At 46.1% G+C, this 24,094-nt stretch carries 23 protein-coding genes; 12 read left to right on the plus strand and 11 right to left on the minus strand.

Features of this window, described 5'->3' with window-relative positions; all coding sequences use genetic code 11:
- Positions 1–150: 150 nt before the first annotated feature.
- Positions 151–819 carry a carbonate dehydratase gene (gene can / locus LZU85_RS08085; protein WP_013571146.1) on the plus strand — a complete coding sequence of 223 codons (669 nt, stop codon included), beginning with the start codon at positions 151–153 and terminating at the stop codon, positions 817–819.
- Positions 820–913: 94 nt separating this feature from the next.
- On the opposite strand, the gene hpt is transcribed toward can, so the two are convergent.
- The gene (gene hpt, locus LZU85_RS08090; RefSeq protein WP_176299237.1) at positions 914–1,444 is read right to left on the minus strand and encodes a hypoxanthine phosphoribosyltransferase; all 531 of its coding nucleotides are present in this window, start codon (positions 1,442–1,444) and stop codon (positions 914–916) included.
- Between the two features lie 390 nt (positions 1,445–1,834).
- Here hpt and LZU85_RS08095 point away from each other — a divergent pair, with 390 nt between their 5' ends.
- Positions 1,835–2,449: a LuxR/HapR/OpaR family quorum-sensing transcriptional regulator gene (locus LZU85_RS08095; protein WP_176299238.1), complete on the plus strand. Its 615-nt coding sequence runs from the start codon at positions 1,835–1,837 to the stop codon at positions 2,447–2,449.
- A 131-nt stretch (positions 2,450–2,580) separates the two neighbouring features.
- Here LZU85_RS08095 and lpdA read toward each other — a convergent pair whose 3' ends face one another.
- The 5 genes from lpdA to ampD all read right to left on the minus strand — a co-directional run bounded on the left by lpdA (position 2,581) and on the right by ampD (position 10,643).
- The gene (gene lpdA, locus LZU85_RS08100) at positions 2,581–4,008 is read right to left on the minus strand and encodes a dihydrolipoyl dehydrogenase (RefSeq protein ID WP_176299239.1); all 1,428 of its coding nucleotides are present in this window, start codon (positions 4,006–4,008) and stop codon (positions 2,581–2,583) included.
- Between the two features lie 257 nt (positions 4,009–4,265).
- Positions 4,266–6,182: a pyruvate dehydrogenase complex dihydrolipoyllysine-residue acetyltransferase gene (aceF, locus tag LZU85_RS08105; RefSeq protein WP_237286853.1), complete on the minus strand. Its 1,917-nt coding sequence runs from the start codon at positions 6,180–6,182 to the stop codon at positions 4,266–4,268.
- Positions 6,183–6,201: 19 nt separating this feature from the next.
- A complete protein-coding gene (gene aceE / locus LZU85_RS08110; protein WP_176299241.1) occupies positions 6,202–8,862 on the minus strand; it encodes a pyruvate dehydrogenase (acetyl-transferring), homodimeric type in 2,661 nt (886 codons plus the stop codon).
- A 53-nt stretch (positions 8,863–8,915) separates the two neighbouring features.
- Positions 8,916–9,683 carry a pyruvate dehydrogenase complex transcriptional repressor PdhR gene (gene pdhR, locus LZU85_RS08115; RefSeq protein WP_176299242.1) on the minus strand — a complete coding sequence of 256 codons (768 nt, stop codon included), beginning with the start codon at positions 9,681–9,683 and terminating at the stop codon, positions 8,916–8,918.
- 387 nt (positions 9,684–10,070) lie between these two features.
- On the minus strand, positions 10,071–10,643 hold the full coding sequence (ampD, locus tag LZU85_RS08120) for a 1,6-anhydro-N-acetylmuramyl-L-alanine amidase AmpD (protein ID WP_225465114.1): 573 nt from the start codon (positions 10,641–10,643) through the stop codon (positions 10,071–10,073).
- 92 nt (positions 10,644–10,735) lie between these two features.
- Here ampD and nadC point away from each other — a divergent pair, with 92 nt between their 5' ends.
- From nadC to yacG, 8 genes are all read left to right on the plus strand, one after another.
- A complete protein-coding gene (gene nadC / locus LZU85_RS08125; RefSeq protein ID WP_176299244.1) occupies positions 10,736–11,623 on the plus strand; it encodes a carboxylating nicotinate-nucleotide diphosphorylase in 888 nt (295 codons plus the stop codon).
- A gap of 257 nt (positions 11,624–11,880) precedes the next feature.
- Positions 11,881–12,333, plus strand: a complete 453-nt coding sequence (locus tag LZU85_RS08130; protein WP_237286854.1) for a pilin — start codon at positions 11,881–11,883, stop codon at positions 12,331–12,333.
- Positions 12,334–14,022 (plus strand): type IV-A pilus assembly ATPase PilB, encoded by a 1,689-nt coding sequence (pilB, locus tag LZU85_RS08135; protein WP_237286855.1) that lies wholly within the window; start codon positions 12,334–12,336, stop codon positions 14,020–14,022.
- A 46-nt stretch (positions 14,023–14,068) separates the two neighbouring features.
- A complete protein-coding gene (locus LZU85_RS08140; RefSeq protein ID WP_176299247.1) occupies positions 14,069–15,295 on the plus strand; it encodes a type II secretion system F family protein in 1,227 nt (408 codons plus the stop codon).
- 92 nt (positions 15,296–15,387) lie between these two features.
- Positions 15,388–16,260, plus strand: a complete 873-nt coding sequence (locus LZU85_RS08145) for a prepilin peptidase (protein ID WP_176299248.1) — start codon at positions 15,388–15,390, stop codon at positions 16,258–16,260.
- On the plus strand, positions 16,260–16,868 hold the full coding sequence (gene coaE, locus LZU85_RS08150) for a dephospho-CoA kinase (RefSeq protein ID WP_176299249.1): 609 nt from the start codon (positions 16,260–16,262) through the stop codon (positions 16,866–16,868). The genes LZU85_RS08145 and coaE overlap by 1 nt, the downstream gene beginning before the upstream one ends.
- A 32-nt stretch (positions 16,869–16,900) precedes the next feature.
- Positions 16,901–17,641, plus strand: coding sequence for a cell division protein ZapD (gene zapD / locus LZU85_RS08155; protein WP_237286856.1), 741 nt, complete (start codon positions 16,901–16,903; stop codon positions 17,639–17,641).
- 86 nt (positions 17,642–17,727) lie between these two features.
- Positions 17,728–17,922 (plus strand): DNA gyrase inhibitor YacG, encoded by a 195-nt coding sequence (yacG, locus tag LZU85_RS08160; RefSeq protein ID WP_038941426.1) that lies wholly within the window; start codon positions 17,728–17,730, stop codon positions 17,920–17,922.
- A gap of 152 nt (positions 17,923–18,074) precedes the next feature.
- Here the strand turns inward: yacG and rplS are convergent, their stop codons facing one another.
- From rplS to ffh, 5 genes are all read right to left on the minus strand, one after another.
- The gene (gene rplS / locus LZU85_RS08165) at positions 18,075–18,428 is read right to left on the minus strand and encodes a 50S ribosomal protein L19 (RefSeq protein WP_176299251.1); all 354 of its coding nucleotides are present in this window, start codon (positions 18,426–18,428) and stop codon (positions 18,075–18,077) included.
- Positions 18,429–18,469: 41 nt separating this feature from the next.
- Positions 18,470–19,219, minus strand: coding sequence for a tRNA (guanosine(37)-N1)-methyltransferase TrmD (trmD, locus tag LZU85_RS08170; RefSeq protein ID WP_176299252.1), 750 nt, complete (start codon positions 19,217–19,219; stop codon positions 18,470–18,472).
- Positions 19,220–19,246: 27 nt separating this feature from the next.
- The gene (rimM, locus tag LZU85_RS08175; protein WP_011079542.1) at positions 19,247–19,795 is read right to left on the minus strand and encodes a ribosome maturation factor RimM; all 549 of its coding nucleotides are present in this window, start codon (positions 19,793–19,795) and stop codon (positions 19,247–19,249) included.
- 15 nt (positions 19,796–19,810) lie between these two features.
- Entirely contained in the window at positions 19,811–20,059 is a 249-nt protein-coding gene (rpsP, locus tag LZU85_RS08180; protein ID WP_011079541.1) for a 30S ribosomal protein S16, read from the minus strand.
- A gap of 258 nt (positions 20,060–20,317) precedes the next feature.
- Positions 20,318–21,694 carry a signal recognition particle protein gene (gene ffh / locus LZU85_RS08185; protein ID WP_176299253.1) on the minus strand — a complete coding sequence of 459 codons (1,377 nt, stop codon included), beginning with the start codon at positions 21,692–21,694 and terminating at the stop codon, positions 20,318–20,320.
- Positions 21,695–21,907: 213 nt separating this feature from the next.
- On the opposite strand from ffh, the gene LZU85_RS08190 reads away from it, so the two are divergent.
- Positions 21,908–22,702 (plus strand): cytochrome C assembly family protein, encoded by a 795-nt coding sequence (locus LZU85_RS08190; RefSeq protein ID WP_176299254.1) that lies wholly within the window; start codon positions 21,908–21,910, stop codon positions 22,700–22,702.
- Between the two features lie 88 nt (positions 22,703–22,790).
- Complete coding sequence (locus tag LZU85_RS08195) at positions 22,791–24,068, plus strand: HlyC/CorC family transporter (RefSeq protein ID WP_237286857.1); 1,278 nt, start codon at positions 22,791–22,793, stop codon at positions 24,066–24,068.
- The last annotated feature ends 26 nt before the right edge of the window (positions 24,069–24,094 follow it).

A 24,094-nucleotide genomic window follows, 5' to 3' on the forward strand; every position in this document is an offset into this window, starting at 1 on the left:
CATATAACTTATGGTTTGGTTAACGGCTAAGTTTATGATTTTTTATGCCATAACTAGTCAGATGAGTGCTTTTCTGCCAATTTATTTCGGGTAGTAAATTGTAACATTGTGTATAGTGATGCAAGAATTTTTAGGGAAGTAAGACGCAACATGCCGGAAATAAAGCAACTATTTGAAAATAACTCGAAATGGTCCGAAGAGATCAAATCGCATCAACCGGAGTATTTCTCCAAATTAGAAGAAGGGCAAAATCCCGGCTTTCTTTGGATTGGTTGTTCCGACAGTCGCGTTCCTGCAGAACGCTTGACAGGACTTTACTCAGGTGAATTATTTGTTCATCGTAATGTAGCCAACCAAGTGATCCATACCGATTTAAATTGCCTCTCGGTTGTGCAATACGCTGTTGACGTGTTGAAAGTCAAACATATCATCATCTGTGGCCATTACGGTTGTGGGGGGGTGAACGCTGCGATTGAAAATCCTCGCCTTGGTTTGATCAATAACTGGCTACTGCACATCCGCGATCTCTACCTCAAACATCGCAATTGGTTAGGTGAACTACCAAAAGAAAAATGGGGCGACAAACTGTGTGAAATTAACGTCGCAGAGCAGGTCTACAACTTAGGTAATTCTACGATTATGGAAAGCGCTTGGGAGCGCGGACAAGATGTGGAAATTCACGGCGTTGTCTATGGCATTGGTGATGGCCGCCTACAAGACATTGGCGTACGTTGCTACAGCAGAGAGTCACTCGAAGTCAACTACCAAGCTGCGATGGCAAAAATCCTCAATAGCGATGTGATGAAGTTCCACGAATAGCGCCATCGTTAGACCACCGACACAATCCGTGTTTTAGAGATAGAAACACAATGGCCCACTGTATCAGCGGGCCATTATTATTTATCAGTACCACTTACTCTTGTGGAACGACTTTACCAATGAAGGGCAGATGGCGGTATTTCTGCGCATAATCGATGCCCACACCGACAACAAATTCGTCCGGAATTTCAAAACCGACCCACTTCACCGGAACTGGTACTTCACGGCGAGAAGGTTTATCGAGTAGTGTACAGATCTCGATTGACTTCGGCTCTCTTAAAGACAGGATCTCTTTAATCTTGTTCAGTGTGTTGCCTGTATCGATGATGTCTTCAACGATCAAGACATCTTTACCTTTGATGTCATCATCGAGATCTTTCAGAATGCGAACGTCACGCGAGCTTTCCATTGTATTACCGTAGCTAGAAGCCGTCATAAAATCGACTTGATGCGTGAGTTCAATGGCACGAGCAAGATCCGCCATAAAAACAAACGAACCACGTAGCAAGCCGACTAGCACAAGATCTTCACTACCTTGATAATGCTCAGTAATCTGTCTACCTAATTCACGAACTCGTTCCTGAACGGTCTGCTCAGAAATCATAACTTCTACTGTATGTTTCATACTGTACTCAATGTTTTATCGTTACTAATGGTGAGTTTCGTACCCGAGCTAAGAATCGCTGAGGTCAAGACGCAAACGTTCACCTGAAATTCTTGCGTAGTGTATCACTCCATAAAGCAATCTTTAACCCCTAAACAGCGAAGTTGCTCTCCTTCCTTCTGCTATCTACTAACGCATCAATAACGAGATCTTGCTACCAGTTTACATAAAAGTTGCTCGAGAGAGATATCAATATTGATATTACTGTTCATTTATTCACCACAAGTTATTGACCCAATTCATATGCACCATTACACTCATGAGGCTTAAACGCAATTATTAAAACAATCAATAGGAACCGCTAAGCCGTTCCATTTTATATAAAGACAACTCATTGGTAAGGAAATAATTATGGATTCAATTGCTAAGAGAGCGCGAACGCGTTTATCTCCGATAAGACGCAAACAACAGCTGATGGAAATTGCTTTGGAAGTGTTTGCACGTCGTGGCATTGGGCGAGGAGGTCATGCAGACATCGCTGAAATTGCACAAGTTTCTGTGGCGACCGTCTTCAACTACTTCCCAACTCGCGAAGATCTTGTAGACGAAGTGCTTAACCATGTTGTTCGTCAGTTTTCTAACTTCCTATCTGACAACATCGATTTGGATCTCCATGCGAAAGAAAACATCGCCAACATCACTAACGCCATGATTGAGCTTGTGGTTCAAGACAGCCACTGGTTGAAAGTTTGGTTCGAGTGGAGTGCGTCGACGCGTGATGAAGTTTGGCCTCTGTTTGTCACCACCAACCGTACTAATCAATTGCTGGTACAAAATATGTTCATCAAAGCCATTGAGCGCGGTGAAGTGTGTGATCAACACAACCCAGAAGATTTGGCGAATCTGTTCCACGGCATTTGTTACTCGTTGTTTGTTCAGGCAAATCGTACCAACAATACCGCAGAACTGAGCAAACTGGTCAGCAGCTACTTAGACATGCTATGCATCTATAAACGCGAGCACTAATCGCCAGTAACCTCACATCAAGGTTGGCCACGGCCAACCTTTTTTATGCCCGGATAAACGTGGGGCCGTTTTTGAGGAAAATAAAAAACCGCTGATGATTCAGCGGTTTTTCTTTAGACTATTTCAGAAGATTACTTTTTCTTCTTCGCTTTCGCGTTTGGTAGGTCAGTGATTGTACCTTCAAACACTTCCGCCGCTAGACCAACAGATTCGTGCAGCGTTGGGTGAGCGTGGATAGTTAGTGCGATATCTTCAGCATCACAACCCATCTCGATAGCAAGGCCGATTTCACCAAGCAGTTCACCACCGTTGGTACCAACGATAGCACCACCGATAACGCGATGCGTTTCTTTATCAAAGATCAGCTTAGTCATACCGTCAGCACAATCAGAGGCGATTGCACGACCCGATGCTGCCCATGGGAAAGTAGCCACTTCGTAGTTGATGCCTTCTGCTTTCGCTTCTTTCTCAGTCTTACCAACCCACGCCACTTCTGGCTCAGTGTACGCAATTGAAGGAATGACTTTAGGATCGAAGTAGTGCTTCTTACCAGATATAACTTCTGCAGCAACGTGACCTTCATGCACACCTTTGTGCGCTAGCATTGGTTGACCAACGATGTCACCGATAGCAAAGATGTGAGGAACGTTAGTACGCATTTGCTTGTCAACGTTGATGAAACCGCGCTCGTCGATTTCAAGACCCGCTTTTTCACCGTCGATCAGTTTGCCGTTTGGTACACGACCGATAGCCACAAGAACGGCATCGTAGCGCTCAGCTTCTGCTGGTGCTTTTTTGCCTTCCATTGAAACGTAGATACCATCTTCTTTCGCTTCAACTGCCGTTACTTTCGTTTCCAGCATTAGGTTAAATTTCTTGCTGATACGCTTGGTGTAAACCTTGACGATATCTTTGTCTGCCGCTGGAATCACTTGATCAAACATTTCCACAACGTCGATCTGTGAACCTAGCGAATGATAAACGGTACCCATTTCTAGGCCGATGATACCACCACCCATGATCAGCAGCTTTCCTGGTACTTCTTTCAGTTCAAGCGCATCAGTTGAGTCCCAAATACGTGGGTCTTCATGTGGGATAAATGGCAGTTTGATTGGACGAGAACCTGCAGCAACGATCGCGTTATCGAAGTTAACCACGGTTTTACCGTCTTCGCCTTCGACTTCAATCGTATTAGGGCCAGTGAATTTACCAAAGCCATTCACCACGTTCACTTTACGCATCTTAGCCATACCGCCAAGACCGCCAGTCAACTGGTTGATTACTTTTTCTTTCCAAAGACGAACTTTGTCGATGTCTGTTTGAGGCTCGCCAAATACGATGCCGTGCTCAGCAAGCGCTTTTGCTTCTTCGATCACTTTCGCAACGTGAAGCAGTGCTTTCGATGGGATACAACCCACGTTCAGACACACACCACCAAGGGTGTTGTAACGTTCAATAAGAACAGTGTCCAGACCTAAGTCTGCACAACGGAATGCAGCGGAGTAACCAGCAGGACCGGCACCAAGTACTACCACCTGGGCTTTAATTTCTTTGCTCATTTTGACCTCTTGTAGTCATTATCCCTAACAGGCTGAGTGAGTTTTGATTTTTGTTTAAGAGTGGTTTGTTTTAAACATTTTCAGACCGCCAACAGTTTACAGAGATGTTAATGGTGTGAAAAGTAAATCAATTTAGCCTGTGAGCCAGACGACAATTCGATGGACAAAAAACACACGAGTGCTCGCTTGTCATCCAATTGTCCGATAATTCTATTAACAGAGGCGGCTGTTAGGCCGCCTCTCAATGTTCACGTTGATTACAGAACCAAACGACGAATGTCAGATAGGCACTCGTTTAGATAAGTAATGAAACGCGCACCTTCTGCACCATCAATCACACGGTGGTCGTATGACAGAGATAGCGGCAGTTGTAGGCGAGGAGCGAACTCTTTACCATTCCAAACAGGCTTGATCTCAGACTTAGATACACCAAGGATACCCACTTCTGGCGCGTTTACGATTGGTGTAAACGCAGTACCACCGATACCACCTAGGCTTGAAATCGTGAAACAGCCACCTTGCATATCCGCTGCAGTCAGCTTACCAGCACGTGCTTTCTTAGAAACCACCATCAGCTCTTCAGACAGCTCGTAAATGCCTTTCTTGTTCACGTCTTTAAAGACAGGAACCACTAGGCCATTTGGCGTATCGACTGCGATACCGATGTTCACGTATTTCTTCAGAATCAAGCTCTCACCATCTTCTGATAGTGAAGAGTTGAACGCTGGGAACGCTTCTAGCGCTTTAGCAGCCGCTTTCATGATGAACACAAGTGGCGTGATCTTCATGCCCGAGTCTTTCTTCGCTTCAATCGCGTTTTGCTCTTTGCGGAAGTTTTCTAGCTCAGTGATGTCAGCGTTATCCCACTGTGTAACGTGAGGGATCATGACCCAGTTACGATGTAGGTTTGCACCAGAGATCTTCTTAATGCGAGATAGTGGCTGAACTTCTGTTTCACCAAACTTGCTGAAGTCCACTTTCGGCCATGGTAGTAGACCAAGCGCTGCGCCATCGCCTTTACCAGACGCTGCTGCAACTGCACCAGACTCAAGACGCTTAAGTGCGTCTTTCACGTAAGCTTGAACGTCTTCTTTCAGGATACGGCTCTTACGACCAGAACCTTTCACTTTCGCTAGGTTTACACCGAATTCGCGTGCTAGACGACGAACCACTGGTGAAGCGTGTGCGTAAACATTGTTCTCTTCAAACTCAGTTGCCGCTGGAGCTGCTGCAGGTTTCGCTGCTTCAGCTTTAGGAGCGGTCGCTGCTGGAGCTGCTGCTGGAGCAGGTGCCGCTGCTGCAACTGGCGCTGCGCCAGCAACAGGGGTCCCTGCGACCTCAAACACCATGATTAGAGAACCAGTAGAAACTTTGTCACCAGCTGCTACTTTGATTTCTTTAACAGTACCAGCAAATGGTGCAGGTACTTCCATAGATGCTTTGTCGCCTTCTACAGTAATCAGAGATTGCTCTTCAGTTACTGTATCGCCAACCGCTACCATGATTTCAGTCACTTCAACTTCGTCGCCGCCGATATCAGGAACGTTAACTTCTTTACGTTCCGGCGTTCCGGCTCCAGAGACTACTGCTGGAGCCGCCGCCGGAGCTGCTGCAACTGGTGCAGGTGCTGCTACGCCTGAACCTGCTACTTCAAAGATCATCACTAGTGAGCCTGTCGATACTTTATCGCCTGCTGCCACTTTGATTTCTTTTAGAGTACCTGCGAATGGCGCTGGTACTTCCATTGAAGCTTTGTCACCTTCTACTGTCAGTAGAGATTGCTCTTCAGCGATTGAATCGCCAACAGCCACGAGGATTTCAGTGACTTCAACTTCGTCACCACCGATATCCGGTACACAAACTTCTTTCAGTTCACTTGCTGCCGCAGCTGCAGGTGCAGCTACTGGAGCCGCTTCTGCCGCTGGAGCAGGCGCAGCTGCGCCCGCTTCTTCGAAGATCATGATAAGTGAACCTGTTGTTACTTTATCACCAGCAACAACTTTGATTTCTTTTACGATACCCGCTTGAGATGCTGGTACTTCCATAGAAGCCTTGTCGCCTTCTACCGTAATGAGAGACTGCTCTTCTTCAACCTTGTCGCCAACGCTTACAAGAATCTCAGTAACTTCAACCTCATCCGCACCGATATCAGGTACATTAATTTCGATTGCCATTATTCTTTCCTACCTTCAATTAAGCGTATAGCGGGTTAGTTTTTTCAGTGTCGATGTCGAACTTCTTGATTGCTTCCACAATCACAGACTTCTCAACTTCGCCACGTTTCGCCAGTTCAGTTAGCGCAGCAACCACGACGTAACCTGCGTTCACTTCGAAGTGACGACGTAGGTTTTCACGGCTGTCTGAACGACCAAAGCCATCAGTACCCAGCACTTTGTAAGACTCAGCAGGAATGAATGCACGAACCTGCTCAGCGTAGTTCTTCATGTAGTCAGTCGCCGCAATTGCAGGCTCAGTACCCATTACAGTTTGGATGTAAGGTACTTGCGCTTCTGCTTCTGGGTGAAGCATGTTGTAACGCTCACACGCTTGACCATCACGAGTCACTTCATTGAACGACGTTACAGAGTAAACGTCTGACGCAATGCCGTACTCATCGCTTAGGATTTGAGCCGCTTTACGCACTTCGTTCATGATAGTACCAGAGCTCAACAGCTGAACTTTACCTTTCGAACCTGTGTAAGTTTCTAGCTTGTAGATACCCTTACGAATGCCTTCTTCAGCGCCTGCTGGCATTGCTGGCATTGCGTAGTTCTCGTTCATCAGAGTTAGGTAGTAGAACACGTTCTCTTGATCACCATACATACGACGGATACCGTCTTGTAGGATAACCGCCACTTCGTAAGCGAATGTTGGGTCGTAAGAGATACAGTTCGGTACAGTACCTGCCATGATGTGTGAGTGACCGTCTTCGTGCTGTAGACCTTCACCGTTTAGCGTTGTACGACCTGCTGTAGCACCTAATAGGAAACCACGAGCTTGTTGGTCACCCGCCATCCACGCCATGTCGCCAACACGTTGGAAACCGAACATAGAGTAGTAGATGTAGAACGGGATCATTGGTAGGTCATTGGTCGAGTATGACGTTGCCGCCGCAACCCATGAAGACATAGCACCTAGTTCGTTGATACCTTCTTGCAGTACTTGACCTGACGTTGCTTCTTTGTAGTAAGAAACGATGTCACGGTCTTGTGGTGTGTAGTTCTGGCCGTGTGGGTTGTAAATACCGATTTGACGGAACAGACCTTCCATACCAAATGTACGCGCTTCGTCAGCAATGATAGGAACAATGTTTTCACCAATGTTCTTATCTTTAAGCAGTACGTTTAGAGTACGTACAAACGCCATGGTTGTAGAGATGTCACGCTTCTGCTCTTCTAGCAGAGGTTGGAACTCTTCAACAGCTGGAATCACGAGCTCTTTGGTGAAGTTAGGTAGACGCTGTGGCGTGTAACCTTTCAGCGCTTTACGACGAGCGTGTAGGTATTCGTATTCTTTCGAACCTTCTTCCAAAGTTAGGTATGGAAGTTCTTTTACTGCTTCGTCCGTTAGGATGTCTTGAAGGCCTAGGCGATCACGTAGATGTAGCACGTGAGTCATGTCCATCTTCTTAACTTGGTGCGCGATGTTCTTGCCTTCCGCCGCTTCACCCATGCCGTAACCTTTAACGGTTTTCGCTAGGATAACCGTTGGACGCCCTTGGGTGTCTTGCGCATTTTTGAATGCTGCGTACAGTTTAGAAGACTCGTGACCACCACGCTTAAGCGCGAAAATTTGATCGTCAGTCATGTCTGCCACTAGCGCTGCAGTTTCAGGGTACTTACCAAAGAAATGCTCACGTACGTACGCGCCATCTTTCGATTTGAATGTTTGGTAGTCACCGTCGATGGTTTCGTTCATCAGTTGAAGAAGCTTACCCGTGGTGTCTTTAGCTAGTAGTGAATCCCAGTTGTTACCCCAGATTACTTTCACTACGTTCCAGCCAGCACCTTTGAACAGACCTTCAAGTTCTTGAATGATCTTACCGTTACCCATTACAGGGCCATCGAGACGCTGCAGGTTACAGTTGATTAGGAAACATAGGTTGTCTAGCTTCTCACGTGCAGCGAAAGAGATAGCACCACGTGATTCTGGCTCATCCATCTCACCGTCACCTAGGAACGCGTATACACGTTGCTCAGTCGTGTCTTTTAGACCACGGCCATTTAGGTATTTCAGGAAGCGCGCTTGGTAGATCGCAGAAATCGGACCAAGACCCATAGATACGGTTGGGAACTGCCAGAACTCAGGCATTAGTTTAGGGTGCGGGTATGATGGAATACCTTTGCCGTCCACTTCTTGACGGAAGTTGTCTAGTTGCTCAGCCGTTAGACGACCTTCAACGAACGCACGTGCGTAGATCCCTGGAGAGATGTGACCTTGGTAATAAACCAAGTCGCCACCATCTTTCTCGTTTGGTGCACGGAAGAAGTGGTTGAAACAGGTTTCGTAGAATGCTGCAGAAGACTGGAAAGACGCCATGTGGCCGCCTAGCTCTAGGTCTTTCTTAGAAGCACGTAGAACGATCATGATTGCGTTCCAACGGATGATGGAACGGATACGACGCTCAAGCGTAGTATCACCAGGGTAAGCTGGTTCTTGGTTCGCTGGAATCGTGTTGATGTAGTTGGTTGTGATGCCAGTCGGCATATCAACGCCATCTAGGCGAGCTTTGTCTAGAACTTGCTCTAGTAGGTACTGTGCACGTTCTACACCTTCTTCACGAACTACTGACTCAAGTGCTTGTAACCATTCTTGAGTTTCAAGTGCGTCTACGTCATGCTTCATATCAGACATGGCGATCTATCCTTCTGTTGGTTGGATCTACGTTAAACTTGCAATGAGTCCGATTAAGACTCATTACCTCGTTGAATTCGACGTAAAGAGCGTTCTCTACGTGACTCTTCACGAGTCAAATCCAACAATGTTTCTTCGATGTACGCTAAATGCGAATGGGACATTTCACGCGCCTTTTCTGGCTGACCAGAAACAATCGCATCCACAATATTAGCCCGATGTTTGCTGACTTTTTCCACCACTTCAGCGCGGCGGTGCAGCAATTTCAGATTCTGTAAGACATTTTGCTCGAGTAACGGCGAGAGGCTACGAACAATATGCAGTAGCACGACATTGTGTGAAGCTTCGGTTAATGCAACCAAAAACGCCATCACTGCGGCCGCTTCCGCTTCTACATCTTTTTTTGCCTGCTCAGCGCTAATTTTTTCCAGGCAAGCCTGAATACGAGCGAAGTCTTGCTCGGTACCACGCAACGCAGCGAAATACGCAGAAATACCTTCCATCGCATGGCGCGATTCGAGTAAATCAAGCTGTGTTTCAGAGTGGCTAGACAATAAATTTAGCAGAGGATCGGAAAAACTTTTCCAGATGTTCTCACTGACAAACGTGCCACCACCTTGACGGCGAGTAAGCAGACGTTTGGCTTCCAAGCGTTGAATCGCTTCACGAACAGAAGGACGTGACACCTCGAACTGTTTGGCCAGTTCGCGTTCTGGCGGCAATTGCTGCCCTGGTGCCAATATTCCCTCGACGATCAGTCTTTCCAACTCTTGTTCAATCACATCAGAAAGTTTCGGCTGACGAATCCTTTGATAAGCCATATTTATTATTCTTTTTCTCTTTGCTGTTAATTGGTAATACCAATTCTAAGTTGGTGCAGAAATTAACATAATTAAAACGCAACTGTCCAGCCAAAAATTGACCTAAATCATAGAACACCTCACGCTTCAACACTTTGCTAACATTCGCTCATTAAAACGGCAATAGAATTGGTCTTACCAATTACAAATAGTAAACAGATGGGGAAAGGGCGTGCTAGCAAAACGGTTAAAGAAAAACAAAAAAAGACAAAATATTGTGCCTCATTTGCCCCTTAGGTCGCTTACCCCACGATTAAACGTAGTTAACTTTTAACAAGACGAAATAATTTTCGATATAAAAAAGGTAAGCCATGATGCTTACCTTTTTGTGACGACCTTGCGATTGATTTACATTTTTGCAACCAACCCATCTTGAGAAAGTAAAGTGCGATAATAACGCCAGTCAAAACTTAAACCGGGATCGGTTTTTCTTAGCGGTGCAATGTATTGGTGCCCAGTAATTCGAGGAAGGGTGATGTGCGGGTATTGGCGCATTAAGGTTCTGGTGAGCTCGCTTAACGCTTGATACTGCGCTTCGGTATAAGCGACAAAATCACTGCCCTCAAGCTCAATACCAATCGAATAATCATTGCAGCGCTCAACCCCGGCAAAGCTGGATGCACCCGCATGCCAAGCGCGATCTTCAAAAGAGACAAACTGCACCACTTCCCCATCTCTTTTAATCAAGCAGTGAGCCGAAACACGCATCTGATGAATCACTTGGAAAAAAGGATGCGCGCTTGGGTCAAGCTGGCCTTGAAAAAAGTCCTCTATATAGTGGCCACCAAACTGACCGGGAGGCAGGCTAATATTGTGCACCACCAGCAGAGAAATTGGCTTTCCTTGTGGCCTCGCATCAAAAAACGGCGACGAAACTCGCTTGACGCCCTCCAACCATCCTTGCGTGATCACAGCTTGCATATCATCTCCATGGGTTTGTCAATTAACTGCTGAAATTGTTACCTATGCAGAGTATCATGCGTTGCAATTCCCCTTTCAAGATAAGATTTGCGATGAAGAACACACATAACAGCCAAGAACGCCTTGATTATTTGAAGCAACAGCTCCCTATCGAAATCACCCGAGCGGTTACCGACACGCTGAAAGAAGACTTGGGCGGTTCGCTAAACGCTGACAATGATGTGACTGCCGCGCTTATCCCAGCAGAGGCCATGAATACAGCGACCATCATCACTCGCGAACACGGCGTATTTTGTGGCCAAGCATGGGCGGATGAAGTGTTCAAACAGCTCGGCGGCAAAGTGACCATTGAGTGGCACGTAAAAGATGGCGACAACGTCGAACCGAATCAAACGCTTTGCACACTCACAGGCCCTGCCCGTGATTTGCTCACAGGTGAGCGCAACGCGATGAACTTTATTCAAACCCTGTCTGGTTGTGCAACCATCACCGCGCAATACGCCGCGAAGATTGCGCATACCGAGTGTCGCTTATTAGATACACGCAAAACCATCCCGGGCCTACGCAGCGCCTTAAAGTACGCTGTAGCCTGTGGTGGCGGCTACAACCACCGAATTGGCGTGTTTGACGCTTACCTGATCAAAGAAAACCACATCATTGCCTGCGGTGGCATCACTCAAGCGATCACCAAAGCAAAAGAGCTGCAACCTGGAAAGCCCGTGGAAGTGGAAACTGAGAATCTCGATGAACTGCGTGAAGCCATTCACGCGGGTGCTGACATCATTATGCTTGACAACTTCACCACCGAGATGATGCGACAAGCGGTGGAAATTAACGCAGGCCGCGCAGCACTGGAAAACTCAGGCAACGTCACATTAGAAACCATCGCAGAATACGCAGAAACCGGCGTGGATTACATTTCGGTTGGTGCCCTGACCAAGCATGTCAAAGCGATGGACTTATCAATGCGTTTTCAATAACGCCCTCACGTCAATCGCACCTCTGACCAGATTCCGTAAAGTGGAAGAGAGACATAATAAGGGCCCAAGCGGCCCTTATATTCATTCTATAAATTTCATATCAACCTCACATTCAGCTAGCAACAGAGTGAAACAAAAAGTGAAAGAGTTTTAATTCACTCGAAAGCCATTTTCAGCACGATATCCAGCACAGGGTTTCCTTGAATACTCTATCGATAAGCTCCTAGAGCGAATTTCATAGATTGAAGGAAATCATGATGAAAAAGATAAATAGATCGAAGAAACAACAAGGTTTTACCTTGATTGAATTGATGATAGTGGTCGGCATTATTGGCATTATCAGTGCGTTAGCTATCCCTGCCTACAAAAGCTATGTCTTAAAAACCGAAGCGAGTACCGCTGTCGGCGTTCCAAGAGCGTTATTAACCAATGTTGACATGTTTATTCAAGAGGAAGGCAAGTTTCCAAGCTCTACGGAAGCTACCGAACTAGAAGCTATCGGTGCTGCTACCGATATGAGTGCGCTAGGGACGCTGGCTATTTCGCCAACAGGAGCGAATACCAAAACAGGCAAAATCGTCTTTACACTTGGGGCTAATGCCTCATTGAGTGGTAAGAAAATCCAGTTTGTCAAATCAGCCAATGGTTGGAAGTGTACTCAAGACACAGGTGAAACACTAAAAAGCTGTGAGGCAGGCACAATTCAATAAATGCAAACTAACCTTGCCACCATTCTCCGTCAGGCCAACCAACTTAGCCTAACGCAAGAACAAGCGTGTCGAGAAATCATGCAAGCTTCTGGTGTAACCGCACCGGAAGCTTTGTTGCATTTGGGTTTTTTCCAAGCCGATGAGCTCACCGAGCAACTCAGCGCCATTTTTGGTTTGCCGCCAACCGACCTGAATCGCTACAACTATCAAGAACTGTGCAATCAACTTGGCTTACGTGAGCTGATCACCCGCCACCAAGCGCTGCCACTGCAAAAAAGCAGCGCTGGTTTAATCCTCGCGGTGGCCGACCCGACCAATAATCAAGCCGAAGATGACTTTCGCTTTGCTACTGGCTTGCAAGTGGAGATTGTTCTTGCCGACAACCTAGAACTGCAGGCAGCGATTCGCCGTTTGTACGGCAAAAGCATCAAACAGAGCCAAGAAAGTGGCCTCAAAGAGATCCATCAAGATGAACTGGCTAACTTGGTTAAAGTCTCCGATGACGAAGTCGAATCGATTGAAGACTTAAGCCAAGATGAATCGCCAGTGAGCCGCTTTATCAACCAGATTTTGCTCGATGCGGTGCGCAAAGGCGCATCCGATATTCATTTTGAACCGTATGAAAATCAATACCGCGTGCGCTTGCGCTGCGACGGTATTTTGGTGGAGATACAACAACCGCCGAGCCATTTAAGTCGTCGTTTGTCGGCTCGACTCAAAATTCTTTCCAAACTTGATATTGCCGAGCGGCGCTTGCCACAAGATGGCCGCATTAAGCTGCGCTTAAACCAAGACACCGCGATTGATATGCGCGTTTCCACTTTACCGACCCTGTTTGGTGAAAAAATTGTGTTGCGATTGCTCGACAGTTCAAGCAGCAGCCTAGACATTGATAAGCTGGGTTATAACCCACAGCAAAAACAGCTCTACCTTAACGCCTTGCGCAAGCCGCAAGGGATGATTTTGATGACAGGTCCCACCGGCAGCGGCAAAACCGTTTCGCTCTATACTGGCCTAAGTTTGCTTAACCGACCGGAGGTCAACATCTCCACCGCTGAAGATCCGGTCGAGATTAACCTCCCTGGTATCAACCAAGTGCAAGTGAAGCCAAAAATCGGTTTTGGTTTTGCCGAAGCGCTGCGCTCTTTTTTACGCCAAGACCCGGATATCGTCATGGTGGGTGAAATCCGCGATCTCGAAACCGCAGAAATCGCGGTCAAAGCCGCGCAAACTGGCCACCTTGTGCTATCAACGTTACACACAAATTCCGCAGCAGAAAGCATCGTTCGTCTCTCCAACATGGGGATTGCCAGCTTCAACTTAGCGTCTTCGTTGAGTTTGATCATCGCGCAGCGCCTCGCTCGCCGATTGTGTCGCCATTGCAAACAGCCTCATCCCTATGACGCACTGTTGGAATCGCTCCACCTCACTCGGCAAGACCAAATTTATCAGGCCAATAAGCAAGGATGTCACCACTGCACCAATGGTTACGCTGGGCGTATTGGCATTTACGAAGTGATGCCATTTGATAACGCCTTAGCCGAAGCGATTGTCAGAAACGCTTCGGTACAAAGCATCGAAATGCTTGCACAACAAAAAGGCATGATGACGCTGAAAGAGTCGGGCATCGAAAAGCTCAAGCAAGGCATCACTAGCCTAGAAGAGTTGCAACGCGTGCTTTATTTGTAATGTTATTTTTGTCATTCGTTAGTCATCGCCACTGAAAGGAAGCGATATGAAGCTCAAAACCCATTCACAAATCAAAAACTATCAATGGAAAGGGATCAACAGCTCTGGAAAAAAAGTGTCCGGCAATACGCTGGCACTCACCGAGCTGGAAGTGCGTGACAAGCTGAAAATGCAGCAGATCCAGATTAAAAAGATCAAAAAAGCCAGTGTGTCGGTTTTTACCCGTTTAAGCCACAAAGTGAAAGGCAAAGACATCACCATCCTCACTCGGCAACTGGCTACCATGCTGACCACTGGCGTCCCTATCTTGCAATCGCTCAAGTTGGTGTCCGACAACCACCGTAAAGCGGAAATGAAGTCCATTTTGGCCAATGTCAGCAAAGCGGTTGAAGCAGGCACACCACTCTCTAAAGCACTGCGCAGTGCCAGTCCACTTTTTGACGGCATCTATGTTGATCTCGTTGCCACGGCAGAACAGTCTGGCAACCTTCCTCAGGTGTTTGAGCGCCTAGCGTTTTATCGTGAGAAAAATGAGCAGCTACGCTCGAAAGTAATCAAAGCGCTGATTTATCCTTGCATGGTGGTTTTGGTCTCATTAGGGGTGTCGTATTTGATGTTGACCCAAGTCATTCCCGAGTTTCGCAAAATGTTCACTGGATTTGGCGCGGATCTCCCTTGGTTTACCCAGAAAGTGCTCGATATCTCCGATTTTGTCCAAGCCTACAGCAGTTGGTTTTTTATCACGTTACTCACTTCAATCTATCTTCTTCGTGGCATCAGCAAGAAATCGCCGCAGTTTCGCTTACGACTATCTCGCTTGGGTTTAAGAATTCCAGTGATCGGCGGTGTTTTGTCCAAAGCGGCAATTGCCAAGTTTAGCCGCACACTGGCCACCAGCTTCAGTGCAGGTATTCCGATCCTCACCAGTTTAAAAAATACCAGCAAGACATCAGGCAATCTCCATTATCAATACGCCATTGAGGATGTTTATCGTGACACCGCCGCTGGGATGCCGATGTATATCGCCATGCGCAACAGTGCCGCCTTTCCTGAACTCGTGTTACAGATGGTGATGATTGGTGAGGAGTCGGGACGGATGGATGACATGTTGAACAAAATTGCCACCATCTATGAATTTGAAGTCGACAATACCGTGGATAACTTGGGTAAGATCCTTGAGCCTTTGATCATCGTTTTTCTCGGGATCGTCGTCGGTGGTCTGGTCGCAGCTATGTATTTACCGATCTTTAACTTAATGAGTGTTATGGGATAAGATAACCCCCACTGCTTACCTTCTGTCATATCAAGCAAGCTATTGGCTTGCTTGAGCTATTTTAGCCCAAACCACAAAGAGAACGACGATATATGGACGCGTTACAATACTACCCTTGGCTTTACATTGCTTTAGCTTCCCTGTTTGGTCTACTGGTAGGCAGTTTTCTTAATGTCGTGATCTATCGTCTTCCAAAAATGATGGAACTGGAGTGGCGCCAAGAGTGTGCGGAATCCTTTCCTGAATACAAAATATCACCGCCGACAGAATCCCTAACATTAAGCACGCCGCGTTCAAGCTGTCCTTCGTGCCATACCCCAATACGAGCTCGAGACAATATCCCAGTGCTAAGCTGGCTGATGCTAAGAGGCAAATGTCATCAATGCCAAGCCAAGATCAGTGTTCGTTACCCTATTGTCGAAGCACTAAGCGCCTTATTGTGTGGTCTCGTGGCTTGGAAATTTGGTTATACAGCGATGACCGTGGCACTGATTGGTTTTACTCTGGTGTTGATCGCCGCCACCTTCATCGACTTAGACACCATGTTATTGCCCGATCAGCTGACCCTACCGCTCACCTGGGCAGGCATCGCGTTGGCGTTACTAGGGATAAGCCCAGTAACTCTGCAAGATGCGGTTATCGGTGCAATGGCGGGTTATCTCTGCCTTTGGAGCGTTTATCACCTTTTCCTTTTGCTGAGAGGAAAAGAAGGCATGGGCTACGGCGACTTCAAACTGCTCGCAGCGCTTGGAGCATGGCTTGGCTGGCAGTATCTGCCGATGATCATCTTGCTTTCTTCGGTTGTCGGGCTGATCTTTGGTCTCATTCAACTCAGGATGAAAAGACAAGGCGTTGAGATGGTTTTTCCATTTGGGCCTTATCTGGCCATTGCTGGATGGGTAGCACTGATGTGGGGGGAGCAAATTATCTCTTGGTATCTTAATAGCGTTATGGGAATGTCATAATGGCTTTTGTTGTAGGTTTAACGGGTGGTATCGCCAGTGGAAAGACCACCGTCGCCAATCTCTTTCACCAGCAGTTTAACATTGATATTGTCGATGCAGACATTGTCGCAAGAGAAGTGGTAACACCGGGCAGTCTAGGTTTGAAGGCGATCGTTGATCATTTCGGACCTAACATTTTGACAGAAAATGGCGAACTGGATCGTGCACAACTAAGAGATCAGATATTTCGTCATCCAGACGAGAAAACTTGGCTCAATCAACTGCTACATCCAATGATCCGCAATGAGATGGTGGAGCAACTCAAATCCGTCACCTCAGCTTACGCCCTTTTAGTGGTCCCCTTACTGGTAGAAAACCAATTGCAAACGCTGTGTAATCGCGTCTTAGTGGTAGACGTTGAGGAAAAAACACAACTTGAGCGAACGATGTTACGTGATGGTGTAGACGAACAACAAGTCCGGGCCATACTGAACGCGCAAGCCTCTCGGCAAGAGCGCCTTGCCTTGGCGGACGATGTGGTTAAAAACGAGCCAACAGACCGAAATCTTTTGCAGCAAATCACAGATTTACACCAAAAGTACCTAGCCATGAGTGCGCAAAATCGGTGACAATAACTCAGAGACGACGACAGGCCCGCTAGATGACCACGCATAAATTCGAACATCCACTCAACGAAAAGACTCGTATTTACTTGAGAGTCGAATCACTGCTTCAACAGGCAAACAGTGCCGCCTCATTTTCAGAGCCACATCAACATCAGCTGTTCTTTCGATCTATCTTTGATCTCGTCGAAATTTTTGAACAGATTCAACTCAAAAGTGAGTTAGCCAAAGACATTGAAAAGCAAAGGCTGCTTTATCGCAGTTGGCTAGATGTTGACGGTGTCGATCAAGCCACTTTGCAAGCTCTGCTCAATGATGCCGATCGCACTCATGCTGGGTTGATGCAAGCACCTAGGTTTGGCCAATCCTTAAAAGAAGATCGCTTTCTCAGTTCTATTCGCCAGCGTTTTAGTTTGCCTGGTGGTTCGTGTTGTTTTGATTTACCTGCATTACATTACTGGCTGCACTTACCTATCGAACGTAAGAGACAAGATGCTCAAAAGTGGCTTTGTAGCCTCAAGCCTCTGTCCGATGCGCTTCACCTCTGGTTGAAACTGACACGAGAAACCGGACATTTTAGAAAGCAAATCGCGCGCAATGGCTTTTTCCAAAGTGACGCAGAAGAGGCCAATATTCTTCGCTTACATATTCCAATGGAATTTGGTGTTTACCCGATGATTTCGGGCCACAAAAATCGCTTTGCCATCAAATTTATCAGTTTCGAAACTGGCCAAGCTTGTAGCCAAGATGTTGGCTTTGAACTGGCGATATGCAGTTAGATTTGACGCTCAGTCACCTCGCTTTATTTTATGTTTACTAACCCTTTTCTTGCTAATCAATAGATTGAATACCGGTTTTATTATTTATGACAAAAATCACCATCGTAAAATGCCCACAGTGTGGTACCGATGTCGAATGGGGCGAGCAAAGCCCTCACCGCCCTTTTTGCAGCAAAAAATGCCAAATGATTGATTTTGGTGAATGGGCAGATGAAGAAAATACCATTCCTGGTGCACCAGATATGTCTGACAGTGACGGTTGGTCTGAAGAGCAATATTAAAGTTTTCTAGTTTTCTAGTGATTAAAGAAGGTTGATGTTCTCGCATCAACCTTTTTTTATTTTTCCATTTCGACATGCTGACAAACTGGCAAACATAAAAAAGCGGAGGCCTAATGGCCTCCGCTAACACTATGAGAATGCGAGTTATAGCATTACTTCTTAGTAAGCTTCTCTTTGATACGAGCAGCTTTACCAGATAGATCGCGTAGGTAGTACAGTTTGGCACGACGTACTGCACCGCGGCGTTTCACTTCAATGCTAGCAACGATTGGAGAGTGAGTTTGGAACGTACGCTCAACACCTTCACCGTTAGAGATCTTACGAACAGTGAATGCAGAGTGTAGACCACGGTTACGGATTGCGATTACAACGCCTTCAAAAGCCTGTAGACGCTCACGGTCACCTTCTTTTACCTTAACTTGAACAACAACAGTGTCACCTGGTGCAAATTTAGGTAGGTCTTGCTTCATTTGCTCTTGCTCAAGAGCTTTGATGATGTTACTCATTTTTAAAATTCCTAGAATAAACTGATACTAAATTAAATAGGTTACTTGCGCTTATAGTGAGTATCTTGAATGAACTCAGCAAGTAATTGTTCCTGTTCGTCAGTCAGAGCTAGGTTTTCCAGGAGCTCTGGTCTTCTTAGCCAGGTGCGGCCTAACGACTGTTTCAGTCGCCAGCGACGAATTTCCTTATGGTTGCCGGACATCAGTACCTCAGGTACTTCTTTGCCATCCAACACTTCAGGACGCGTATAGTGAGGGCAATCTAACAAGCCATTAGCAAAAGAATCTTCTTCTGCCGACGCAAAATCCCCTAATACCCCAGGAACAAACCTAGAGACAGAGTCAATCAACGTCATGGCTGGTATTTCACCACCCGTCATCACAAAATCCCCAATTGACCATTCTTCGTCAACTTCAGATTGAATGATGCGCTCATCTACCCCTTCATATCGGCCACAAATCAGAAGCAAGTTCTCATTGGTTGCCAATTCTTCCACTCCTTTTTGGTCGAGCTTACGACCTTGAGGAGAAAGGTAAATGACTTTCGTCTTGCCTGGTGAGGCTTGTTTGGCTGCATGAATGGCATCGCGCAAAGGCTGAACCATCATTAACATACCAGGGCCGCCACCATAAGGTCGGTCATCAACTGTGCGATGTTTATCGTGAGTGAAATCACGAGGATTCCATGTCTCAATCGATAAAAGACCTTTTTTAACCGCTTGACCTGTTACTCCAAAATCAGTAACAGAACGGAACATTTCAGGAAAAAGGCTAATGACGCCAACCCACATGTTTATCTCGCTCTGTAGCTTTGGAGATTAGAATCCAGGATCCCAGTCAACTTCGATCCGTTGAGCTTCGCGATCAACTTTGATGATCACTTGCTCTTCAAGGAACGGAATTAAACGTTCCTTTTGCCCAAAAGCATCTTTTAGATTTGCTTTTACTACGAGAACATCGTTTGAGCCCGTTTCTAGCATGTCTGTAACGACACCCAGATCGTAACCATTGGTGGTTACCACTTGCATTCCAAACAATTCTCGCCAGTAGAATTCATCTTCTGACAATTCAGGTAGTACAGCAGGGTCAATAGCGATCTCAAGGTTAGTCAGGAGATGCGCGTCTTCGCGAACATCTAGACCTTCCAGCTTTGCCACCATACCTTTGTTATGGCGCTTCCAGCTTTCAACCTTGAACTCGACCCACTCGCCTTTTTGGTTAACGTACCAAGGGCTGTAATCAAATAGGCTTTCGGCATTGTCTGTGTAGGAAAAAACTTTGAGCCAACCACGAATGCCGTAAGTAGAACCAAATTTACCAACAACAATACGCTCATCACTCATTGTTTCTTTACCTTTCATCGACATACACTAGTTTCTTAATTAAGCCGCTTTTTGAGCGTCTTTAACTAGCTTAGCAACACGGTCAGATAGAGATGCGCCTTGACCAACCCAGTGGTTAACGCGATCTAGATCGATACGTAGACCTTCTTCTTGACCTTGTGCAGTTGGGTTAAAGAAACCAACTTTCTCGATGAAACGGCCAGTTGCAACATTGCGGCTGTCCGCTACTACGATTTGATAAAATGGACGCTTTTTAGCGCCGTGACGTGCCAAACGAATGGTTACCATGTCGTCCTCTTTGCTTTCTCAAAAATAAAATTAACCCCAGAAACCATCTATCACTAAACAGTTTGGGGTCTCGTGCCAAAATAAAGCTCCGGAATTTTACTCTTATTAAGCTGTATTGCAAGGGGGTTGTTACTTTTTCACCAACATAAATTCAATTTTCAATTTGTGATGGAGATAACAGGTTGAAAAACAGGCGGGGATGAGAAATTGGAGATAGAAAATAATTAGGCCCTAATGAAGACTAGGGCCTAAATGTGATTAGCGACCAAACGGGTTAAAACCACCACCCATTCCGCCCATCATACCTTGCATGTTGCGCATCATGCCTTTCATGCCGCCTTTTTGCATTTTCTTCATCATCTTCTGCATTTGGGTAAACTGCTTAAGAAGACGGTTGACATCCTGCACTTGAGTACCAGAACCCGCTGCAATACGTTTTTTACGCGATCCTTTAATAAGATCAGGGTTTTGGCGCTCTTTCATCGTCATGGAGTTAATGATCGCTTCCATCTGCTTGAACATCTTGTCGTCGACTTTATCTTTGATGTCAGCTGGCAACTGAGACATGCCAGGTAGCTTGTCTAGCATCCCCATCATGCCACCCATGTTTTGCATCTGACCAAGCTGTTCACGGAAATCTTCAAGATCAAAGCCTTTTTTCTCTTTGAACTTTTGCGCCAGTTTCTGCGCTTTTTCAGTATCAACGTTGCGTTGCAGATCTTCAATCAGCGACAGTACGTCACCCATGCCTAGAATACGTGAAGCAACACGATCGGGATGGAATGGCTCTAGTGCGTCAGTCTTTTCACCCACACCCAAGAACTTGATTGGTTTACCTGTAATATGGCGCACAGACAACGCCGCACCGCCACGTGCATCACCATCCACTTTGGTCAGAATCACACCCGTCAGTGGCAGCGCATCACCAAACGCTTTGGCGGTATTGGCGGCATCTTGACCCGTCATCGCATCAACCACAAACAGTGTTTCCACTGGGTTAATTGCACTGTGAAGCTGTTGGATCTCGCCCATCATCGCTTCATCAATCGCTAAGCGACCTGCGGTATCGACAATCAAGACATCAAAGAATTTCTTTTTCGCGTGATCGATAGCGGCATTGGCGATATCAATGGGTTTCTGGTCAGCAGACGAAGGGAAGAAGTCGACACCAATGTCACTTGCCAATGTTTCCAACTGCTTGATTGCTGCAGGGCGGTAAACGTCGGCTGACACAACCAACACTTTCTTTTTATCGCGCTCTTTTAACAGCTTCGATAGTTTACCGACGGAGGTGGTTTTACCCGCACCTTGTAGACCCGCCATCAAAATAACCGCTGGTGGTTGAGCCGCTAAGTTAAGTGCTTCGTTCGATTCACCCATGACCGCTTCAAGTTCGCCTTGAACGATCTTGATAAACTCTTGGCCAGGAGTCAGAGATTTAGAAACCTCGACACCTACCGCTTTTTCTTTTACGCGTGCAACAAAATCACGCACTACAGGTAAAGCGACGTCGGCTTCCAGTAGTGCCATACGTACTTCACGCAGGGTATCTTTGATATTGTCTTCTGTCAGACGACCTTTGCCGCTGATGTTTTTCAGCGTTCTGGATAATCGATCCGTTAAATTCTCAAACATTTTGTTCTCTACGCTAAATTCGGCGATAAATTGGGGTGAGTATACCTTAGCCACGGAATCAGAGATACCCGCGAAACGGCTCTATTCCACACTATTGGGGATAAGTTATTCATTTCAACATCTCAACTCTCAGTATTGTTAAACATTGCACGTAGCCCAGAACCTCGTAGCAAGGTATACTTGCGTCATTCTTTTGCCCAACACTCAGGATATATGGACAGCATAATTGCCATTGGTGCAGCGATTCTCTACGGTTTAGCCATCGCTATGATTATTCCGGGACTTGCCCACCAAACGGGGATAAAAGCCAAAACCGTTTTAGTCAGTGCTTCTTTAGCGTTATTTTTTCACGCTTGGCTGTTAAGCGATCTCATTTTTGGCGGCTACGGGCAAAACCTCAGTATCTTAAATGTGGCCTCCTTAATCAGTTTCATCATTTCTTTAGTGATGAGCGCGGCCATGCTTAAAAATCGCTTGTGGTTCCTATTACCTGTTGTCTATAGCTTTGCTGTTATTAATCTCTCTGCTGCTGCGTTTCTACCCAGCACGTTCATCAAGCACTTAGAAAACGAACCTAAGCTACTGCTCCATATATCTTTGGCACTGTTTTCCTACGCCACGCTAACAATAGGAGCACTCTATGCCCTGCAACTGGCTTGGCTTGACTACAAATTAAAGGCCAAGAAATCGTTGATAATGAACCCCAATTTGCCACCATTACTCATGGTGGAAAGACAATTATTTAAAATTATCCTAATTGGCAACTTGTTATTAACTGCAACGTTGGCAACTGGGTTTGTTTTTGTGTACGACATGTTTGCAGAGGGCAAAGCACACAAAGCGATACTTTCGTTTATTGCTTGGTTAGTCTACTCAATCCTTCTTTGGGGCCATTATCAGAAAGGGTGGAGAGGAAAAAAGGTCACGTGGTTTGCCGTAGCGGGCGCAACCTTGCTTACACTGGCCTACTTTGGCAGTCGCTTTGTTAAAGAGATCATTCTTAGCTAAGTTGACAAAACGTGTGCGACTACGTCGTCGCACTTCGGTTTGCAATCAAGCAATGATTATTCGAAACAGTAAAAGGAAAAATTAAGTTTTGAACGACATATCTACGGGTATCTTATTTGCGCTACTCGCGTGTCTTATTGTCATTTCAGGTTATTTCTCTGGTTCAGAGACAGGGATGATGTCACTGAATCGCTATCGCTTGAAACACCTAGCCAACTCTGGCCACAAAGGGGCTAAGCGTGTTGAAAAGCTATTGAGTCGCCCAGACAGACTGATTGGTTTAATCTTAATCGGCAACAACCTTGTCAACATTCTCGCTTCAGCCATTGCAACCATTCTCGGCATGCGTTTGTACGGTGATTTAGGTGTCGCGATTGCCACCGGTGCTCTCACCTTAGTCGTGTTGGTTTTTGCGGAAGTTACCCCAAAAACCGTTGCAGCTCTCTATCCTGAACGTGTGTCCTATGCCAGCAGCATTCTGTTGGTTGCGCTGATGAAGATCCTTTCACCACTAGTGATGTTAGTGAACTTTATTACCAATGGTTTTATTCGCTTACTTGGCCTTAAAGCACAACATAACAGTGAAGACAATCTGAGCTCTGAAGAGTTGCGCACTGTGGTGAACGAAGCGGGTAGCCTGATCCCTCAGCGACACCAAGATATGCTGGTCTCCATTTTGGATCTCGAACACGTCACTGTGAATGACATCATGGTCCCGCGCAATGAGATTACTGGTATCGATATCAATGACGATTGGAAATCGATCGTACGCCAATTGGCGCATTCCCCACATGGTCGTATTGTTCTTTATCGCGACAAAGTTGATGAAGCTGTGGGTATGTTGAGATTGCGAGAAGCCTATCGTTTGATGTTGGAGAAAAATGAGTTCAACAAGGAAACCTTGTTGCGTGCTGCCGATGAAGTCTATTTCATTCCTGAGAGCACCCCGCTCAATGTTCAGTTACTGAAGTTCCAACGCAATAAAGAACGTATTGGCCTTATCGTCGATGAATATGGTGACATTATTGGTCTAGTGACGCTTGAAGATATTCTTGAAGAAATTGTTGGGGAGTTTACCACCTCGATTGCACCTAGTTTCTCCGATGATATTACGCCTCAAAGCGATGGAAGCTTTCTCATTGAGGGCAGTACCAATATCAGAGATATTAATAAAGGATTAAAATGGAAACTTCCCACTGATGGTCCAAGAACCTTGAACGGCTTGATTTTGGAACACTTAGAGCATATTCCAGAAAACCACTTGAGCATCAAAATTGAAGGACATGCGATGGAGATCGTGCAACTGGAAGGGAACCGAATAAAATTGGTTAAGGTGTTTCCTAAGCGCAAACGCAAAACAGCTTAATGACGATCAAAAAGGCCCAGTGGAAA

Source organism: Vibrio floridensis, assembly GCF_021852965.1.
In the GTDB taxonomy this organism is placed as follows: domain Bacteria; phylum Pseudomonadota; class Gammaproteobacteria; order Enterobacterales; family Vibrionaceae; genus Vibrio; species Vibrio floridensis.

Bases quoted from the DNA above. Each gene is read 5' to 3' on its own strand.
- can (WP_013571146.1), top strand. From the start codon at position 151: ATGCCGGAAATAAAGCAACTATTTGAAAATAACTCGAAATGGTCCGAA.
- hpt (WP_176299237.1), bottom strand. From the start codon at position 1,444: ATGAAACATACAGTAGAAGTTATGATTTCTGAGCAGACCGTTCAGGAA.
- LZU85_RS08095 (WP_176299238.1), top strand. From the start codon at position 1,835: ATGGATTCAATTGCTAAGAGAGCGCGAACGCGTTTATCTCCGATAAGA.
- lpdA (WP_176299239.1), bottom strand. From the start codon at position 4,008: ATGAGCAAAGAAATTAAAGCCCAGGTGGTAGTACTTGGTGCCGGTCCT.
- aceF (WP_237286853.1), bottom strand. From the start codon at position 6,182: ATGGCAATCGAAATTAATGTACCTGATATCGGTGCGGATGAGGTTGAA.
- aceE (WP_176299241.1), bottom strand. From the start codon at position 8,862: ATGTCTGATATGAAGCATGACGTAGACGCACTTGAAACTCAAGAATGG.
- pdhR (WP_176299242.1), bottom strand. From the start codon at position 9,683: ATGGCTTATCAAAGGATTCGTCAGCCGAAACTTTCTGATGTGATTGAA.
- ampD (WP_225465114.1), bottom strand. From the start codon at position 10,643: ATGCAAGCTGTGATCACGCAAGGATGGTTGGAGGGCGTCAAGCGAGTT.
- nadC (WP_176299244.1), top strand. From the start codon at position 10,736: ATGAAGAACACACATAACAGCCAAGAACGCCTTGATTATTTGAAGCAA.
- LZU85_RS08130 (WP_237286854.1), top strand. From the start codon at position 11,881: ATGAAAAAGATAAATAGATCGAAGAAACAACAAGGTTTTACCTTGATT.
- pilB (WP_237286855.1), top strand. From the start codon at position 12,334: ATGCAAACTAACCTTGCCACCATTCTCCGTCAGGCCAACCAACTTAGC.
- LZU85_RS08140 (WP_176299247.1), top strand. From the start codon at position 14,069: ATGAAGCTCAAAACCCATTCACAAATCAAAAACTATCAATGGAAAGGG.
- LZU85_RS08145 (WP_176299248.1), top strand. From the start codon at position 15,388: ATGGACGCGTTACAATACTACCCTTGGCTTTACATTGCTTTAGCTTCC.
- coaE (WP_176299249.1), top strand. From the start codon at position 16,260: ATGGCTTTTGTTGTAGGTTTAACGGGTGGTATCGCCAGTGGAAAGACC.
- zapD (WP_237286856.1), top strand. From the start codon at position 16,901: ATGACCACGCATAAATTCGAACATCCACTCAACGAAAAGACTCGTATT.
- yacG (WP_038941426.1), top strand. From the start codon at position 17,728: ATGACAAAAATCACCATCGTAAAATGCCCACAGTGTGGTACCGATGTC.
- rplS (WP_176299251.1), bottom strand. From the start codon at position 18,428: ATGAGTAACATCATCAAAGCTCTTGAGCAAGAGCAAATGAAGCAAGAC.
- trmD (WP_176299252.1), bottom strand. From the start codon at position 19,219: ATGTGGGTTGGCGTCATTAGCCTTTTTCCTGAAATGTTCCGTTCTGTT.
- rimM (WP_011079542.1), bottom strand. From the start codon at position 19,795: ATGTCGATGAAAGGTAAAGAAACAATGAGTGATGAGCGTATTGTTGTT.
- rpsP (WP_011079541.1), bottom strand. From the start codon at position 20,059: ATGGTAACCATTCGTTTGGCACGTCACGGCGCTAAAAAGCGTCCATTT.
- ffh (WP_176299253.1), bottom strand. From the start codon at position 21,694: ATGTTTGAGAATTTAACGGATCGATTATCCAGAACGCTGAAAAACATC.
- LZU85_RS08190 (WP_176299254.1), top strand. From the start codon at position 21,908: ATGGACAGCATAATTGCCATTGGTGCAGCGATTCTCTACGGTTTAGCC.